The 16,326-nt window shown below is 65.7% G+C and carries 10 protein-coding genes and 2 pseudogenes; 8 read left to right on the plus strand and 4 right to left on the minus strand.

The window, feature by feature from the left end:
- Genes nadC through nadA form a run of 3 tightly spaced genes read right to left on the minus strand, consistent with a single transcriptional unit; the run spans position 1 to position 3,608 of the window.
- A complete protein-coding gene (gene nadC, locus ACVWW3_RS02235) occupies positions 1-879 on the minus strand; it encodes a carboxylating nicotinate-nucleotide diphosphorylase (protein WP_456651036.1) in 879 nt (292 codons plus the stop codon).
- An 11-nt stretch (positions 880-890) separates the two neighbouring features.
- The gene (locus ACVWW3_RS02240; RefSeq protein ID WP_456651035.1) at positions 891-2,492 is read right to left on the minus strand and encodes an L-aspartate oxidase; all 1,602 of its coding nucleotides are present in this window, start codon (positions 2,490-2,492) and stop codon (positions 891-893) included.
- 9 nt (positions 2,493-2,501) lie between these two features.
- A complete protein-coding gene (gene nadA / locus ACVWW3_RS02245; RefSeq protein ID WP_456651034.1) occupies positions 2,502-3,608 on the minus strand; it encodes a quinolinate synthase NadA in 1,107 nt (368 codons plus the stop codon).
- A 328-nt stretch (positions 3,609-3,936) separates the two neighbouring features.
- Here nadA and ACVWW3_RS02250 point away from each other — a divergent pair, with 328 nt between their 5' ends.
- From ACVWW3_RS02250 to ACVWW3_RS02285, 8 genes and pseudogenes are all read left to right on the plus strand, one after another.
- Positions 3,937-5,190 carry an MFS transporter gene (locus ACVWW3_RS02250; protein ID WP_247340278.1) on the plus strand — a complete coding sequence of 418 codons (1,254 nt, stop codon included), beginning with the start codon at positions 3,937-3,939 and terminating at the stop codon, positions 5,188-5,190.
- 39 nt (positions 5,191-5,229) lie between these two features.
- Positions 5,230-6,216, plus strand: a complete 987-nt coding sequence (gene acuI, locus ACVWW3_RS02255; protein WP_456651033.1) for an acrylyl-CoA reductase (NADPH) — start codon at positions 5,230-5,232, stop codon at positions 6,214-6,216.
- 112 nt (positions 6,217-6,328) lie between these two features.
- Positions 6,329-6,928, plus strand: coding sequence for a hypothetical protein (locus ACVWW3_RS02260; RefSeq protein ID WP_456651032.1), 600 nt, complete (start codon positions 6,329-6,331; stop codon positions 6,926-6,928).
- Between the two features lie 158 nt (positions 6,929-7,086).
- Positions 7,087-7,338 carry a DUF6894 family protein gene (locus ACVWW3_RS02265; RefSeq protein WP_247340271.1) on the plus strand — a complete coding sequence of 84 codons (252 nt, stop codon included), beginning with the start codon at positions 7,087-7,089 and terminating at the stop codon, positions 7,336-7,338.
- 350 nt (positions 7,339-7,688) lie between these two features.
- Positions 7,689-9,432: pseudogene (locus tag ACVWW3_RS02270) on the plus strand (methyl-accepting chemotaxis protein).
- Between the two features lie 193 nt (positions 9,433-9,625).
- Complete coding sequence (locus ACVWW3_RS02275; RefSeq protein ID WP_456671838.1) at positions 9,626-10,861, plus strand: HAMP domain-containing protein; 1,236 nt, start codon at positions 9,626-9,628, stop codon at positions 10,859-10,861.
- Between the two features lie 101 nt (positions 10,862-10,962).
- Positions 10,963-11,598 (plus strand): methyl-accepting chemotaxis protein, encoded by a 636-nt coding sequence (locus ACVWW3_RS02280; protein ID WP_456672395.1) that lies wholly within the window; start codon positions 10,963-10,965, stop codon positions 11,596-11,598.
- Positions 11,599-11,883: 285 nt separating this feature from the next.
- Complete coding sequence (locus tag ACVWW3_RS02285; RefSeq protein ID WP_456651030.1) at positions 11,884-13,572, plus strand: methyl-accepting chemotaxis protein; 1,689 nt, start codon at positions 11,884-11,886, stop codon at positions 13,570-13,572.
- 3 nt (positions 13,573-13,575) lie between these two features.
- Here ACVWW3_RS02285 and ACVWW3_RS02290 read toward each other — a convergent pair.
- Positions 13,576-16,279 (minus strand): annotated as a pseudogene (locus ACVWW3_RS02290) (DUF2339 domain-containing protein).
- Positions 16,280-16,326 lie beyond the last annotated feature (47 nt).

The following is a 16,326-nucleotide window of genomic DNA, read 5'->3' on the forward strand; positions in this document are numbered from 1 at the left end:
CTAAGCTTCGATGTCCAACGCGCAATCGAAATTCGGCGCCGAATGCGTCAACGCGCCTGCCGACGCGTAATCAACGCCGGTCGCTGCGATCGCGGCGATGGAATCCAGCGTGACGCCGCCGGAGGCCTCCAGTTTGAGGCGCCCCTCGTTGAGCCTGACCGCATCGCGCAGCGTCGCATTGTCCATGTTGTCGAGCAGGACGGCATCGGCGAGGCCGGTGTCGAGCACCTCGCGCAGCTGCGACAGCGTATCGACCTCGATCTCGATCTTGACGAGATGGCCGGCATGGGCGCGGGCGCGCTCGAGCACGGGGCGGATGCCGCCGGCGACCGCGATGTGATTGTCCTTGATCAGGATCGCATCGTCGAGGCCGAAGCGGTGATTGAAGCCGCCGCCGCAGCGCACCGCATATTTCTCCAGTGCGCGCAGCCCCGGCGTGGTCTTTCGCGTGCAGCAGATCCGCATCCTGGTGCCTTCGGTGCGCGCTACGTAGTCCGCCGTGAGCGTCGCAACGCCCGACAGGCGGCCGACGAAATTCAGCGCGGTCCGCTCCGCCGTGAGAATGGCGCGTGCCGGTCCGGAGATCGTCAGCACCTGCTGACCGCGGGCGACGCGCGCGGCGTCGCGAACATGTGCGCGCACCTCGATGTCGGCCGAGAGCTTTTGCAAGGTTGCGAGCGCCAGCGGCAAGCCGGCGATCACGCCGGACTGGCGTGCGACCAGGATCGCCTGCGCCTTGGTTGCTTCGGGAATCGTCGCCACCGAGGTGATATCGCCGGCGCGGCCGAGATCCTCGTCGAGCGCGCGCTGCACGGCCGCGTCGATCGCGAGCGGGGAGAGGAAGGCGTCGGGATAGAGCAGAGAAGTCGGGGCGATCATGGGGTTTTCCTTCAGGCGATTATAGGTTGTGCGGTGCGTGGGGTCGGACGTTCGGTCAAGCTGTCCGAGAGCTCGCGTGTCGCCGAGAGCGTGGTCATGGTGCGTCGTGCCAGCGCAGGTACATCGGCCGGATGGTCGGACCGGAAATGCGCGCCACGGCTCTCGCGCCGGTTCCAGGCGGAAGCCGCCACAAGCAGGGCTGCCGTTGCCATGTTGCAGACTGCGATGCTCGTGGCCTCGCGTTCGAGCGTGGCGAAGCTGCGAACCGCTTCCGCGAGCCCGTCGCCGTCGCGGATCACACCGACATGCGCGCTCATCATCGTCCGCAGCCGCTTCACCGCCGCAGCATCCGGCGCGCCGCCGCGCGGCGTCACCACGTCCGAAAGACGGGCAGGCGAGGGGATCGTGCGCCCGGCGATGTCGTCGGCGATGCGCGCGGCGTAGACCACGGCCTCCAACAGCGAATTCGAGGCGAGGCGATTGGCACCATGCGCGCCGGTGGACGACACTTCGCCGCCGGCCCAGAGCCCGTCGATCGAGCTGCGGCCGCGATCGTCCACCGCGATGCCACCCATGTGATAGTGCGCCGCCGGTGCGATAGGGATGGCCTGCGTGGCGGGATCGATGCCGGCGGCGATGCAGCTCGCATGCACCGTTGGAAATCTTTCGGCGAAGCGCGCGCCCAGCGCTTGCCGCGCATCGAGGAAGGCGCCGCGCCCGCCCGCGATCTCCGCGAATACGCCGCGAGCCACGATGTCGCGCGGTGCGAGCTCGGCAAGCGGATGGCGCGCGGCCATGAAACGCTCGCCATGGCCGTTGATCAGCGTCGCGCCTTCGCCGCGCAGAGCTTCAGTCGCGAGCGGCGCCGGATCGCGTCCGGCCATGATGGCGGTCGGGTGGAATTGCACGAACTCGGGATCTGCAATCACCGCGCCCGCGCGCGCGGCGATCGCAAGGCCGGATCCGCTGGCCTCGTGCGGATTGGTGGTGGTGGCATAGAGATGTCCGATGCCGCCGGTGGCGAGCACCACCGTGCGAGCGGCGAGCAGGATCGTCTGTGCGGCGAAATTGCCGGCTTCACGCAATTGAAGTCCGGTGACGGCGCCATCCTCGGTCAACAGCGCTTCGGCGACGAGACCTTCGATCAGTCGGATCGACGGCGTGCGCCGCACGGCATCGCTCAGCGCGGCAATGATGGCCGCCCCCGCACCATCGCCTCGCACGTGCACGATGCGCCGCGCGGAGTGTGCGGCTTCGCGCCCGACTGCGAGCTTGCCTTCGAGATCGCGGTCGAACGGCACGCCATAGGCGAGAAGATCGTGAACCCGTGGGGCGGCCTCGCGCGCGATTCCCAGTGCCACCGCTTCGTCGACGAGGCCGCCGCCGACCGAAATCGTATCCGCAGCATGTGCTTCCGGCGTATCGCCTTCGGCTACTGCCGCCGCGATGCCGCCTTGCGCCCATGCGGACGACGCGCCCTGTCCCAGCGGCGCGGCCGAGATCAATGTCACCGGTCGCGGCGCGAGTTTTAGCGCGCAGAACAATCCGGCAAGCCCGCCACCGACGATGACGACGTCGTCGGAACGGGTGAGGTTATGGATGTTATCTTGCATGTCGTGCTCTCAATTCTTCAGATTGATCATCCGCTCGACCGAACGCCTTGCGCGTTCCGCGAGCGCGGGATCGATCGTCACCTCCTCGCGGAGCGTCAGCAGGCTCTCCAGAATGTTGGCGAGCGTGATGCGCTTCATGTGCGGGCAGATATTGCAGGGGCGCAGCATCTCCACATCGGGGAGCTCGGCGCGCACATTGTCGGCCATCGAGCATTCCGTGATCATCACCAGCCGCCGCGGCCGCTTTTCGCGCACCCAGTTGATCATGTGCGCGGTCGAGCCTGTGAAGTCGGCCTCCGCCAGCACGTCCGGCGGGCATTCGGGATGCGCGATGATTTGCACGGAGGGATCGGCCTCGCGGTAGCTGCGCAGCTCCGCGCCCGTAAAGCGCTCGTGCACCTCGCAGGCGCCCTTCCACGCGATGATTTTCACGTCGGTCTTCGAAGCCACGTAGGTGGCGAGATAGCGATCGGGCAGGAAGATCACGCTTGGCACGCCCAGGCTCTCGACCACCTGCACGGCGTTCGAGGAGGTGCAGCAGATGTCGACCTCGGCCTTCACCTCCGCCGAGGTGTTGACATAGGCAACGACGGGCACGCCGGGAAATTTTTCACGCAGCAGGCGAACGTCCGCGCCGGTAATGCTGGCGGCGAGCGAGCAGCCGGCGCGCGTATCAGGGATCAGCACCATCTTGTCCGGATTGAGCAGCTTTGACGTCTCCGCCATGAAGTGCACGCCGCACTGGACGATGATGTCGGCCTTCACCTTGGTGGCTTCGACCGCGAGCTGGAGTGAATCGCCACCGATGTCGGCGACGCAGTGGAAGATCTCCGGCGCCTGGTAATTGTGCGCGAGGATCACCGCGCCTCGCGCGCGCTTCAGCTCGTTGATCGCCTTGATGGTCGGCGCCATCAGCGGCCACTCGATTGGCGGGATCACGCGCTTGACGCGCTCATAGAGCGGTGCGGTGGCGCGTTCGACCTCCGGCGTCCATTCCAGCGAAGGCATCGGCAGCGGAGGTCCGGTTCGCGCAGGCGCAGCCCGAGGCGAGGCGATGACCTGGCCCTGCGGCCGGTTGGCAAAGTCGTCGGGGCCGTAAATTCCAGTTAGCGGCATTGAAGCCTCCCGTACATGTCATATATACTCAATATGAGTATATATAGAGCCCGAGAAATCCGGCCGAGAGGCCGGCGGAGCATCTGATATGCTCAATCTGAGTAAATTGAAGATAACACGTCGTGGAGAGGGTCGCTAGGTCCCGCCGCACACATTCTCGTCAAGGCGTGGCGCATCTCGCCCAGGAGGTCTCGGCGAAACGCAATGCTCCCGCGGCAGCTCTTCGTGGAACGCAATCATTTTTGACTTGGGGTTTTCATGCACCTGCATTAAACGCCTGACTCGTGGCGGCCTATTCCGGATGCGCCACCGACTGATGGGGAACACCATGTCGATTCAAGCGGGCGAGCTCGGTCCGGTTTCGCGTTCCTCCTCCTGGCGCACGCCGGCGATCATCATTCTCTGTGGTTGTGCAATCGGCATGCTCGGCTTCGGCCCGCGCTCGGCGCTGGGCTTCTTCGTGCAGCCGATGAGTCACGAGTTCGCCTGGGGCCGCGACGTGTTCGGCCTCGCCATCGCTTTTCAGAATTTGCTGTGGGGACTGGGCCAGCCCGTCGCCGGCGCAGTCGCCGATCGCTTCGGCCTGTTCCGGGTGATGTGCGTCGGCGCTCTGCTTTATGCCGGCGGCCTGCTCCTGATGCGCTACTCCTCGACGCCGCTGTCGCTCAACATCGGCGCGGGCGTCATGGTCGGCTTCGGCCTTGCCGGCTGCTCGTTCAATCTGGTGCTGTCGGCGTTCACCAAGCTGCTGCCGGCGGAAAAGCGCGGCCTTGCGCTTGGCGCCGGCACTGCGGCGGGCTCGTTCGGGCAGTTTCTGTTCGCGCCGATCGGCGTGGCGCTGATCGACAATTTCGGCTGGCAGCAGGCGCTCACCGTGTTCAGCTTCCTGATGCTGCTGATCATCCCGCTGTCGCTGGCGCTCTCGACCCCACCGGTCGCAAGCACAGCCACCGCGGCGCCAGCGGACGAGCAGACCTTCACCAAAGCACTCGCGGAGGCCTTCGGCCATCGCTCCTACGTGCTGCTGGTGCTCGGTTTCTTCACCTGCGGCTTCCAGCTCGCCTTCATCACCGTGCATCTGCCGGCCTTCCTGGTCGATAGCGGCATCTCCACGCAAACCGGCGGCTGGGTGATCGCGGCGATCGGCCTGTTCAACATCATGGGATCGCTGAGCGTCGGCTATCTCCAGAACTCACTACCCAAGCGCTACATCCTCTCGACCATCTATTTTACCCGCGCGCTTGCGACGCTTGCCTTCATCTCGTTCCCGATCACGCCGTTCTCGGCGATCGCGTTCGGTGCGGTCTCGGGTCTGACGTGGCTGTCGACGGTGCCGCCGACCTCGGCGCTGGTCGCATTGATGTTCGGCACGCGCTGGTTCGCCACCCTCTATGGCTTTGCCTTCGTCAGTCATCAGGTCGGCGGCTTCCTCGGCGTCTGGCTCGGCGGCATCGTGTTCGAGCGGTTCGGTTCCTACACGCCGATCTGGTGGCTCTCGATCCTGTTTGGCGTGCTCTCCGCGCTGATCAATCTTCCGATCGTGGAGAAACCTGTCGTCCGAGCGGTTGCGCAGCCTGCCTGATCGGCTAAACATCCCTGAAACAAGTCAGGGAGTTTTGCTATGGCCAATTTCAAGGCGATCCGGATCGACAAGGCGGACAAGGGCACCACCGCGCAGCTCACGCAGTTCGACGAAGCAGAGCTGATGGAGGGCGACGTCACCGTTCGCGTGGAATGGTCGACGCTGAACTACAAGGACGGCCTCGCGCTCACCGGCAAGGCGCCGGTGGTGCGCCGCTTCCCGATGATCGCCGGCATCGATTTCGCCGGCACGGTCGAGCAGTCCTCGCATCCGCAGTGGAAGGCGGGCGACAAGGTCGTCTGTACCGGCTGGGGCATGGGCGAGACCCATCTCGGCGCCTATGCCGAGAAGGCGCGGGTGAAGGGCGACTGGCTGGTCGCCTTGCCGCAGGGCCTGTCGGCGCGCGACGCCATGGCGATCGGCACCGCCGGCTTCACCGCGATGCTGTCCGTGCTGGCGCTGGAGAAGCACGGGCTGTCGCCGAAGAGTGGTCCGGTCGTGGTGACGGGCGCGGCCGGTGGCGTCGGCTCGGTTGCGACCGCCGTGCTCTCGAAGCTCGGTTATCACGTCATCGCGTCCACCGGCCGTGCGTCCGAAGCCGACTATCTGAAGGAGATCGGCGCAACTGAGGTGATCGACCGCAACGAATTGTCGGCAGCGGCCAAGCCCATTGGCAAGGAACGCTGGGCTGGTGGCGTCGACAGTGTCGGCTCGACCACGCTCGCGAATTTGCTGTCGATGACGAAGTACGGCGGCGCGATTGCGGCGTGCGGCCTGGCTGCCGGCATGGACCTGCCGTCTTCTGTCGCACCCTTCATTTTGCGCGGGGTGTGCCTTCTCGGCATCGATTCCGTGATGTGCCCGATGGAGCCGCGGAAAGCCGCCTGGCAACGCCTGGCGTCCGATCTGGATCGGACAAAACTAGCTGAAATCACTCACGAAATTTCGCTTTCCGAAGTTTCCGAGTGGGGCGCGAAAATCCTGGCCGGCCAGGTCCGCGGTCGCATCGTGGTAAAAATTGTCTAACGACGTTCAGACTTTACCAACCAAGCTGCTTCAATGTCGCCATGGTTAGTATGGTAAGCAGCAGGTAAAGGGACAAGGCATAGCCCGCTGCGGGGTTGGTTCGGAGTTGAGCATGCTTGCGCGTATTGTGTTGGGGGCTGTCACGGCGGCCGTGACGTTTGCGCCGGCCATTGCCGGTGGCATGAACGCCGACGAGGCGCGCCGCTTCGTCGCCGGCAAGGTGTTTGCATTCACCTGTTTTGACGGCACCCGCGGCGCGGGCCGTATCATGGACGACCTCGGCGCCGCCGGCGCCGTGCAGTTCTCGGGCGCAGGTCCGGTGAAGCATCTCCGCCTGCCCGGCAACACGCTTCAGATCCGCGGCCAGAACGTCTGCGCCTCGATCAAGGGCATTCCGTTCGAGCCCTGTTTCAACCTTGAAAAGACCGACGATCGCAGTTTCCGCGGCTCGGTGTCGGGGATGGGCTTCGCCTATTGCGACTTCCATCACCAGGGCGGCAACCAAATGCTGATGGCGCGCGCCGCAGCGCGGCCGCGCTCGCTGCGCAGCTCGGAACACACGGGTTCGGTCGGTGCATCCAACACCGAAGTCGCCGCGCGCGTCGAGACCCCGCGCGTCGAGAGCAGCCGGCTCGAGCCGGTGAAGCCGGAAGCCAAATCAGAGCCCGCCAAGAACGACGCCCCGCTGGAGCTGCGCCGCTCGACCCAGTGAGTTTGCTGACAGTCCGCGCACTTTGTCGTTGAGAGCTGCCGTCGAACACGAAGCCGCCGCGCCGTAGTCATACGGGCGGCGGCTTTTATGCGTTGGTAGCTGTTCGCGCCCCAATTTGCGTACGGCCGGGGGGCGCGGCCCGATAAAAGGGTTCGACGATGTCGCTGTATTTCTTCCGTATCAGCACCGGCCGCTATTCCGGCGCTGCCGACCAGCCATACGAGTTCGAGGATCGTGCCGCGGCCTGGACCGAGATGACCGAGGTCTGCGCCAATTTGCTCGGCGGCATCTCGCGCAGCCTGAAGCCGAACGCCGAGTGGCGCATGGAGCTGCTCGACGAGAACAAGAAGCCGGTGTTTCGTATCAGTCTCGTCGGTGAGAGCCATCCGCTTCCCAACCGCATCGACTGACCTGCGGGGCGAGCGGGTGACCATCGCGGCGGTTTGTCCCCGACACCGTGCGCGCCGCCTGACGGCGGCATCGCGCGCAGATGCAAGCCGAACGCGAAATCCGCTCCGTCAGCGATGACGCGCTCGCGCAAGGGGATCGACGTTAACGCACGTGACCTCCGTAAATTCGCGAAGCATATTTCGATTGCGCGGAATGGTTGCGATAATCCTGCAATTGGAGCTGCATATTCAGTATTTCTACCCAAGCGGTGTCGCCTCCCGCTTAACGTTAATGGAAAGCTCGCAGACTAGTCTCCCACGCTATTCACGCGCTTCGTCGCGGCGACAATGCGTATCCCGGGGATTTTTCGATGATGTTCATTCAGAACCTGCGAATCGGCACCAAGCTCGCCATCACCATCGGCGCTCACCCTCGCGCTCGTCGCGCTGATGATCCTGCTCCAGATGAGCGGAGGCGCCGAGGTCCAGAAGCTCAGCAATGGCGCATCGGGACAGCAGGCGGTCGCGCAAAACGCCGCGGAAGCGAAGGCGTCGGTGCGGGGAATGCAGATCGGCATTCGCGACATCCTGACGTCCGGCTCGCCGACCGAGATCCAGAAGGCCACCAGCTATTTCAACGACCGGCAGACGGCGGCCCTGAAGTTCTCCGGTGAAATGGCAAGGCTCTCGCAATCGCCGGAGAACCACAAGCGTATCGACCGCCTGACCGTGTTGATCGGCAGTTTCCAGAAGGGCGCGCAGCAGATCGAGGCGATCCGCAAGCAGGAGCTCGCGCTTGAGTCAAAGAAGGACGGCGAAGCGGCGACGCAATTGGCAAAGCTGACTGCTGAGGTCGACCACATCCGCAAGGAAGTGCTGGCTCCGATCAACGCAGAAATATCGGAACTCGCCGACCAGATCACGAATTTTGCCAAGCAGAAAAGTGCAGAGGCGCGCACGGCGGCGGAAGCAGAGGCTGCGTCCGTTGCGCGGACGTCGTTCATCGCCGCTGTGGTGGTCGCGTTCGTCCTGATCGGCGCCTGCGTCTTCTCCATCTTCAGCATTGCCCGTCCCATGCGCGTCCTGACTGCCGCGATGGAGAAGCTCGCCGGCGGCGACTTCGCCGTGGTGCTACCTGGCCTCGGCCGTAAGGACGAGGTCGGCGGCGTTGCCGGCGCGGTCGAAAAATTCAAGACCGTATCCGAGCAGAAAGCGCGCGAGGAAGCGGAAGCCAAGATGCGGCAGGACCAGATGGCGGCCGAGCAGCGCAAGGCCGAGATGCGCAAGCTTGCCGACAGTTTCGAAGGCGCCGTCGGCGAGATCGTCGGAACGGTGTCGTCGGCCTCGACCGAGCTCGAAGCGTCCGCCACGACGCTGACCTCGACCGCCGAGCGCACGCAACGGCTCACGACCGTGGTTGCGGCAGCCTCGGAGGAAGCCTCGACCAACGTGCAGTCGGTGGCGTCGGCAACGGAAGAGCTGTCGTCTTCGATTACGGAGATCAGCCGGCAAGTCCAGGAATCCGCGCGTGTGGCAAGCGAGGCCGTCGGCCAGGCCCGCACCACGACCGAGCGCGTCAGCGAACTGTCCAAGGCCGCGACGCGGATCGGCGACGTGGTCGAGCTGATCAACACCATCGCCGGCCAGACCAACCTGCTGGCGCTCAATGCGACCATCGAGGCGGCACGGGCCGGCGAGGCCGGACGCGGCTTTGCCGTGGTCGCTTCCGAGGTCAAGGCGCTGGCCGAGCAGACCGCGAAGGCGACCGGCGAGATTGGCCAGCAGATCGCCAGCATCCAGACCGCGACCGAGCATTCGGTCGGCGCCATCAGGGACATCAGCGACACCATCGAAAAGCTGTCGGAGATTTCCTCGACCATCGCGGCGGCTGTCGAGGAGCAGGGCGCGGCGACGCAGGAGATTTCCCGCAACGTGCAGCAGGCGGCGGAAGGCACCCATCAAGTCTCGTCCAACATCACCGACGTGCAGCGCGGCGCGAGCGAGACCGGTTCGGCATCGTCGCAGGTGCTGGCAGCCGCACAGTCATTGTCCGGCGACAGCAACCGGCTCAAGCTCGAGGTCGGCAAGTTCCTCGACACCGTCCGCGCAGCTTGACGGGGCATGTCCTGAGAGAACTGCAACCGCCGCGCGTACAAGCGCGGCGTTTGCGCGCGGGCACATTGCGGCGCCGTGCCGAAGACCGCGCAGGGTTAACCTTGCGGAAAACCGATGCGGTCATGATCCCCGCAATATTCCGGGCGCTGAGTCGCCCTCCTTGTATTGCGTATCGACGTATTGGAGCACACTCATGAGCGGCCTTTCCATCCGTCTCACTCACAAGGTCATGGCCATCGGACTCTTCGGCCTGGTCGGTCTCGCCGCCTTCGGCGCAATCTACCAGATCGGCAGCCTCTCCCAGGACGCCTCCCGGGCCGTCGCCAACCGTGCTCGTGCGATCGCCGATCTGAACAAGCAGCTCTCGATCGAGATGCTGGAGGCGCGGCGCAACGAGAAGAACTTTCAGCAGCGCCGAAACGAGAGCTACGCCAAGGCGCATGCCGAGCTGATCGGCCCGATCAACCGCGATTTCGACGAGGTCGAGCGGCTGATGACGGCCGGCGGCATGAGTACGCTCTCAGAGAGGATGAAGGAAGCGCAGGGCGGCTTCAAGCGCTATGCGTCGGACTTCAATGCGCTGGTCGGCGCCGAGACCCGGCTCGGCCTGAACGAGACCCTGGGCCTGTCCGGCTCGCTCCGCGCCGCGGTGCACGACATCGAGGCCAAGCTCAAGGAGATCGACGATCCGCGGACCACGAGCTGGATGCTGATGATGCGCCGGCACGAGAAGGACTTCATGCTGCGGCGCGACCCAAAATACATTGTCGAGATGAAGAAGGCTGCAGCCGAATTCTCCAAGGCGATAGAGCTCGTCGCAATCCCTACGGAGGCGATGAACGAGGTCACGGCCGAGCTGCAGAAATATCAGTCCGAGTTCGCGTCCTGGGCGGAGACGGCGCAGCAAACCGCGGCACTCGACGCCAGCATGATGAAGACGTTCCGTGGGTTAGAACCGGGTATGATCGAGGTGCGCAACACAGTCGAAGACCTGTACAAGCAGGCCGAGGCGGCGGAAGCTGCGACCCGCGATTCCGTACGCCTGTGGATGGCCGTCGCCTTCGGCGTCACCGTTGTGGTACTCGCCGCGGTCGGCTTCCTCCTGGGACGCTCGATCTCGAAAGCGCTTGCCGGCATGGTCGGTGCGATGACGCGGCTTGCGCGCGGCGAGCTTTCGACTTCCGTTCCCGGCATCGGGCGCAGGGACGAGATCGGTGAGATGGCTGGTGCCGTCGAGGTGTTCAGGACCAACATGGCGGAGGCCGAGCGGCTGCGCACTGAGCAGGTCGCAGCCGATGTGCGCGGTTTCGCCAGCAGCGCAAGGCCGACATGCAGGAGCTCGCCGACAATTTCGAGGGCGCGGTCGGCGAGATCATCGAGACCGTGTCGTCGGCGGCAACCGAGCTCGAGGCATCCTCGAACACGCTGACGCAGGCCGCCGAGCGCGGCAACGGGCTTGCCACCGTCGTGGCGGCGGCCTCCGAAGAGGCTTCCGCCAACGTACAGTCGGTGTCTTCCGCGAGCGAGGAAATGACCTCCTCGATCTCCGAGATCAGCCGTCAGGTGCAGGAATCGGCGCGTGTCGCCGACGTCGCCGTCGAGCAGGCCCAGCGCACCAATGGGCGCGTCGCCGAGCTGACCAAGGCCGCCTCCCGCATTGGCGACGTGGTCGAGCTGATCAACACCATCGCCAGCCAGACCAATCTGCTGGCGCTCAACGCGACGATCGAGGCGGCACGGGCGGGCGAAGCCGGCAAGGGCTTTGCCGTGGTCGCAACCGAGGTGAAGGCGCTCGCCGAGCAGACTGCGAAAGCCACCGGCGAAATCAGCCAGCACATCGGTGCGATCCAGACCGCGACGCAAGACTCAGTCGGTGCGATCAAGGAGATCGGCGACACCATCGCGCGGATGTCGGAAATCTCGTCGGCCATCGCCGCCGCGGTCGAGGAGCAGGGCGCCGCCACGCAGGAGATCTCCCGCAACATTCAGCACGCCGCGCACGGCACCTCCGAAGTCTCGGCGAATATCGGCGACGTCCAGCGCGGCGCAGGCGAAACCGGGGCTGCCTCGGCGCAGGTGCATTCGGCCGCGCAATCGCTGTCGCAGGAGAGCAACCGGCTGAAGAGCGAGGTCGCGCGCTTCCTGGAGTCGGTGCGGGCTGCGTGACGGCGGCCACTTGGGTTGAATGTTGCGACGCAAGCGTAGCGCTGCGCGTCGCAGCATGAGGCGCCGTTGCAGCTGCAACAGACAGTTGCAGGAGAAATAGTGACGGTTAGACCATCCCGTAGTTTTACGTAGGCTCCTGTTTAACGGCTGTTTGCAACTATGGGAGCAATCTCACGGGACAAGAACCAGCCAGCGTTGTTGAACTGACCTCCGTCTCGCCACCGTTCGTGGCGATTGCGGCGCAGGTGATCTGCGCGTTGCTAGGTATCATCGGGATTTGTCGTGATGTCGAAATTGTCGATCGTCTTCAAGCTTTTGGCCGTGCTGTCGGTCCTGGTTCTTTCGCTCGCCGGTGTCGGCGTGACGGCGATCGGCACCATGCAGAACATCAATTCCCATACGGTCGAGATCGCGGAGAGCTGGCTGCCCGGCGTGCGCGCGCTCGGCTCGCTTCGCGCCGACATCAACGAGCTGCGCGTCGCGCTCCGCCTGCATCTGATGCAGGACACCATTGAGGGCAAGGACGCCGCCGAGAAGCGCCTCGCCTCGCTGCAGGCACGCATCGACCAGACGCGCAAGGTCTACGAGCCGCTGATCACCACCGCGGAGGAGCGCTCGCTCTACGGGCAGTGGGCCAAGGCGTGGGCCGAATATTTGATCGGCGTGCAGGACGTGATGGCGCTGTCGCGCAAGGGCGTTGGCCATTTCCCGACTGATGCCAACGAGTTGTTGCAGACCAAGGTGGCGAAGATGGCCCAGGCTGCAGATCCGCTGCTCCAAAAGGGCATCGAGCTCAACAACCGGGGCGCCGAGCTGGAGACGAAGCAGGCGGCCGACAGTTATGCCATGATCTTCCGCGTGCTGGTCGGCATCATCGTGCTCTCGGTCGTGATCGCGATCGGCGCCGCCTATTATCTCGTGCGCGACGTTTCCCGTGGCATCGCTTCAATCATCCGCCCGATGCAGTCGCTCGGCGAAGGCGACCTTTCGGCCGAGGTGCCGCATCGCGGCGAGCGGACCGAGATCGGCTCGATGGCGGATGCGCTCCAGATCTTCAAGGAGGCGCTGATCGCCAAGAAGGCCGCCGACGAGGCCGCCGCGCACGACGCCGAAGCCAAGATCGAGCGCGGCCGCCGCGTCGACGCCATCACCCGCAAATTCGAAGCCATGATCGGCGAGGTCGTCGGCACCGTCTCCTCCGCCTCGACCGAGCTCGAGGCCTCCGCGTCGACGCTGACCAACACCGCGCAGCGCGGACAGGAGCTGGCGACTGTCGTCGCAGCCGCGTCCGAGGAAGCCTCCACCAACGTGCAGGCGGTGGCATCCGCTTCGGAGGAGCTGTCGTCCTCCATCACCGAGATCAGCCGTCGCGTGCAGGATTCGGCACGGATGGCAGCGGAAGCCGTCGAACAGGCGACGCGGACCAACGACCGCGTCAACGCGCTGTCGCAGGCGGCGTCCCGTATCGGCGACGTCGTCGAACTTATCAACACCATCGCGGGCCAGACCAATTTGCTGGCGCTGAACGCGACCATCGAGGCCGCGCGTGCCGGCGAGGCTGGCCGCGGCTTCGCGGTCGTGGCCTCCGAAGTCAAGGCGCTGGCCGAGCAGACTGCGAAAGCAACCGGTGAGATCGGGGCGCAGGTCTCCGGCATCCAGGCGGCGACGCAGGAATCGGTCAGTGCCATCCAGGAGATCGGCGGCACCATCGAGCGGCTGTCCGAGGTGGCCGCGGCCATCGCTGCCGCCGTCGAGCAGCAGGGCGCGGCCACGCAGGAAATCTCGCGTAACGTGCAGCAGGCCTCGGTCGGCACGCAGGAGGTCTCGTCGAACATCACCGACGTGCAGCGCGGTGCGATCGAGACCGGCGAGGCTTCGAACGAGGTGCTGTCGGCGGCGAAATCGCTGGCGACCGACAGCACGCGGCTCAAGGTCGAAGTCGCGCAGTTCCTGGAATCGGTCCGCGCGGCCTGATCCTCAAATGCTTGTCTGCGGAGCCGGCGGCGGTGCGACCTGCCGCCGGAACAGGATACGCTGGTAGAGCCAGCCGATCGCGACCAGCACGATGCCAAGGCACATGAACGACAACGCGCGGTAGACGCCCGTCAGCGTCGACATGTCGATGACGAAGGCCTTCAGGATCGTCAGCGCGATTACGGCGGCCGAGGCCAGCCGCGCCCGCTCCGAGTTGACGAGAATGCCGACGCCAAGCAGCACCACGCCGAAGCCGAGCCAGCCGATCGAATAGGTGTATTGCTCGGCGCCCGTCGTCGCCCCGGTGGAGAGGATCGGGCCGTGATAGAAGCGGCGGATCTCCAGCGTGACATAGGCAAGCGCGAACAGCAGCGCGCCACCCGCGATCGTGTTGGCGTAGGCCTTGCCGCGTTCGCCGACCACGGCATAGGACAAGAGCAGCATCAGCACCGCCGGCAGCGCGTAGCCGAGCATGAGCAGGTTGAACACGGCGCCGCCGACATCGGTGCGCCACAGCATTGGGTTCTCCAGGATCAAGAGGCCAAACACGCTGACGAGCCCGCCGATCGCCGTGAGCACGACCGCGCCGACATTGTGCACGATACTGCGGCTGCGCAGTCGCAGGCGCTCCAGCCCGATCGCCATGGCGAGCGTGACGCAGACTTGCAGCGCGCATTCGAGCAGCGACGGTGCTGAAGTCATGTTGCCGCCGGTCGCAAGGTGGCGGATCTCCATGAAGGCGAGCAGCGCGGTGAACAGGATCGCGGCGCTCTCGACCATGCGCAGCGGGCCGTCGTCGCCGCGGCGGCGCAGGAACAGGCTCGCTGCCCAGAACGATGCCGCCGGCAAGCCGTAGCCCCACAACAGCCAGTTGAAGATCGGCGTGGTCCCGACGGCGTCGCCGACAATGCGCGGATCATAGCCGATGCGTGCGGTGACCAGCCCAGCGAAGATCGCGGCCAGCCAGCGCAGGAACGGGATAGGCCGCTGCATCGAGATCCAGGCGGTGCCGAGCGACATCAGCGCCAGTGCGATCGTGAGCCAGCCCTTCTCCAGCGCAAACGTCAGCGCCAGCGCCAGCGCACCGAGCGTGCCGGTCGCAAACAAGGCCGTGGAGATCTTGCCGCCCGGCCGGGTCTCGCGGCGCGCTAGCGCTTCGGTGGCTGCGCCAAAGGCGGCGGCGAGCAGTACTGCGAGGATGGCGAACGGGATCGAGCGGTCGAGATGCGCGATGCGTGCGTAGAGCGCGACCAGGATCGCGATCGGCGTCGCGACAGCCGCGGCCGACCACACCACCGGAATGATCGCCGAGTTCGAGCGTCCCTGCGCGAGGAAGCCCGCGATGCCGAAGCCGGCGGCGAAGACCGCCGCCATCACCAGATGCAGCGTCACCGCGCTGTCGGTCGCTGTCGGTGCGATGCCGGCCAGGGGGCCGCCCGGCAGCACCAGCATGTCGGGATTGGCGCGCACCGCCCATTCGGCGAATACGATGAAGACGGTCGCGGCGGCCGCGCCCAGCGCACCCGTAGCCGCCGGCGCGCGCCAGGCGACGAGCAGCGTCGCGCCGACGAGCAGCGTGAAGGCGATCAGCGCCAGATCCGCATGCGCGCTCGACAGCACGATCAGCATCGCGCCGAACAGATAGGCGCCGAGCGAGTTCGACGAGACCGGCTCGATCTCTCCGTCCTCGATCGTCGGGCCGAACATGAAGCCGCAGACGACGAGCAGGGCCGCGAGGACAAAGCCTGCGATCACGTGGAAAGCGTGCGGCGCGACCTGCAATTCGCTGGTGCCGAGACCCGGGAAGATCCAGAGCACGGCGAAGGCGATTGTCGTGACTGCAAGCCAGCGCCACAGCCGGATACGCGCGAGACCGAAGCTCGCGGCGGTGACGATAGCGAGATAGATGTAGAGCGCCCAATAGTCCGGCTTGTCGCTGGAGACGAGGATCGGCGTCACGAACGCGCCGACCACGCCGAGGCCCGCGAGCGCAGGCCCGTGCAAGAGCGCTGCGGCCAGCGTGCCGAGCGCGACAAGGCCGAGCAGCACGAAAGCGGTCGCGGGCACCAGGAAGCCATAGAGCGCGTAGGCAGCGTAGATGGTCGCAAACGCCACCGCCGTGCCGGCCGCGGTGAGGATCGCGGGAATGTTGGCGATCGGCAGCGCGGCGATGTTGGAGATGCTCTCCTTGCGCCGCGACCATTCGCCGGCGCCAAGCAGCGCCAGCGCGAACACGCCGCCAAGGAACACGCGCACGCCGGGGCCGACCAGGCCGGCCTCGATCGAATAGCGCACCATGAAGAAGCCGCCGAGCGCAAGCGCGAGGCCGCCGATCCACACCACCCAGCGCGTGCCGAGCCGTTCCTCGAAGCCGGGCGCGGGTGCAGGCAGCGGCGGCGGCGCGTCGGCCTCGGTGCTCGCTGCGAGCGGAGACGGTGAAACATCCTCCGTGACGGGAGGGGGCGGCGCCTCGGCGTCGGGCGCAAGCGGCGGCGGCGCTTCGGAGGTTGCTGCGGGCGCTTCGGCCCGCATCGGCGGCGCGGGCATCAGTGGCGGCGGCTGCACTTGCCGCTGCGCGTAAAACATCTCTTCGAGCGAGCTCAGCCGGCGGCGCAGCCCGGCCGCCTGGCTGGAGGCCTTGATCGCGATTATGAAAGCGATGTATCGCAATGATCAGCGCGAAGACGTCGAACGGGCCGTCGGACATAAAGCCTCCAGGCAATCGGCGGGCAGGGGCCGATCGCGCAAATCTTA

The organism is Bradyrhizobium sp. LM2.9, from assembly GCF_054056555.1.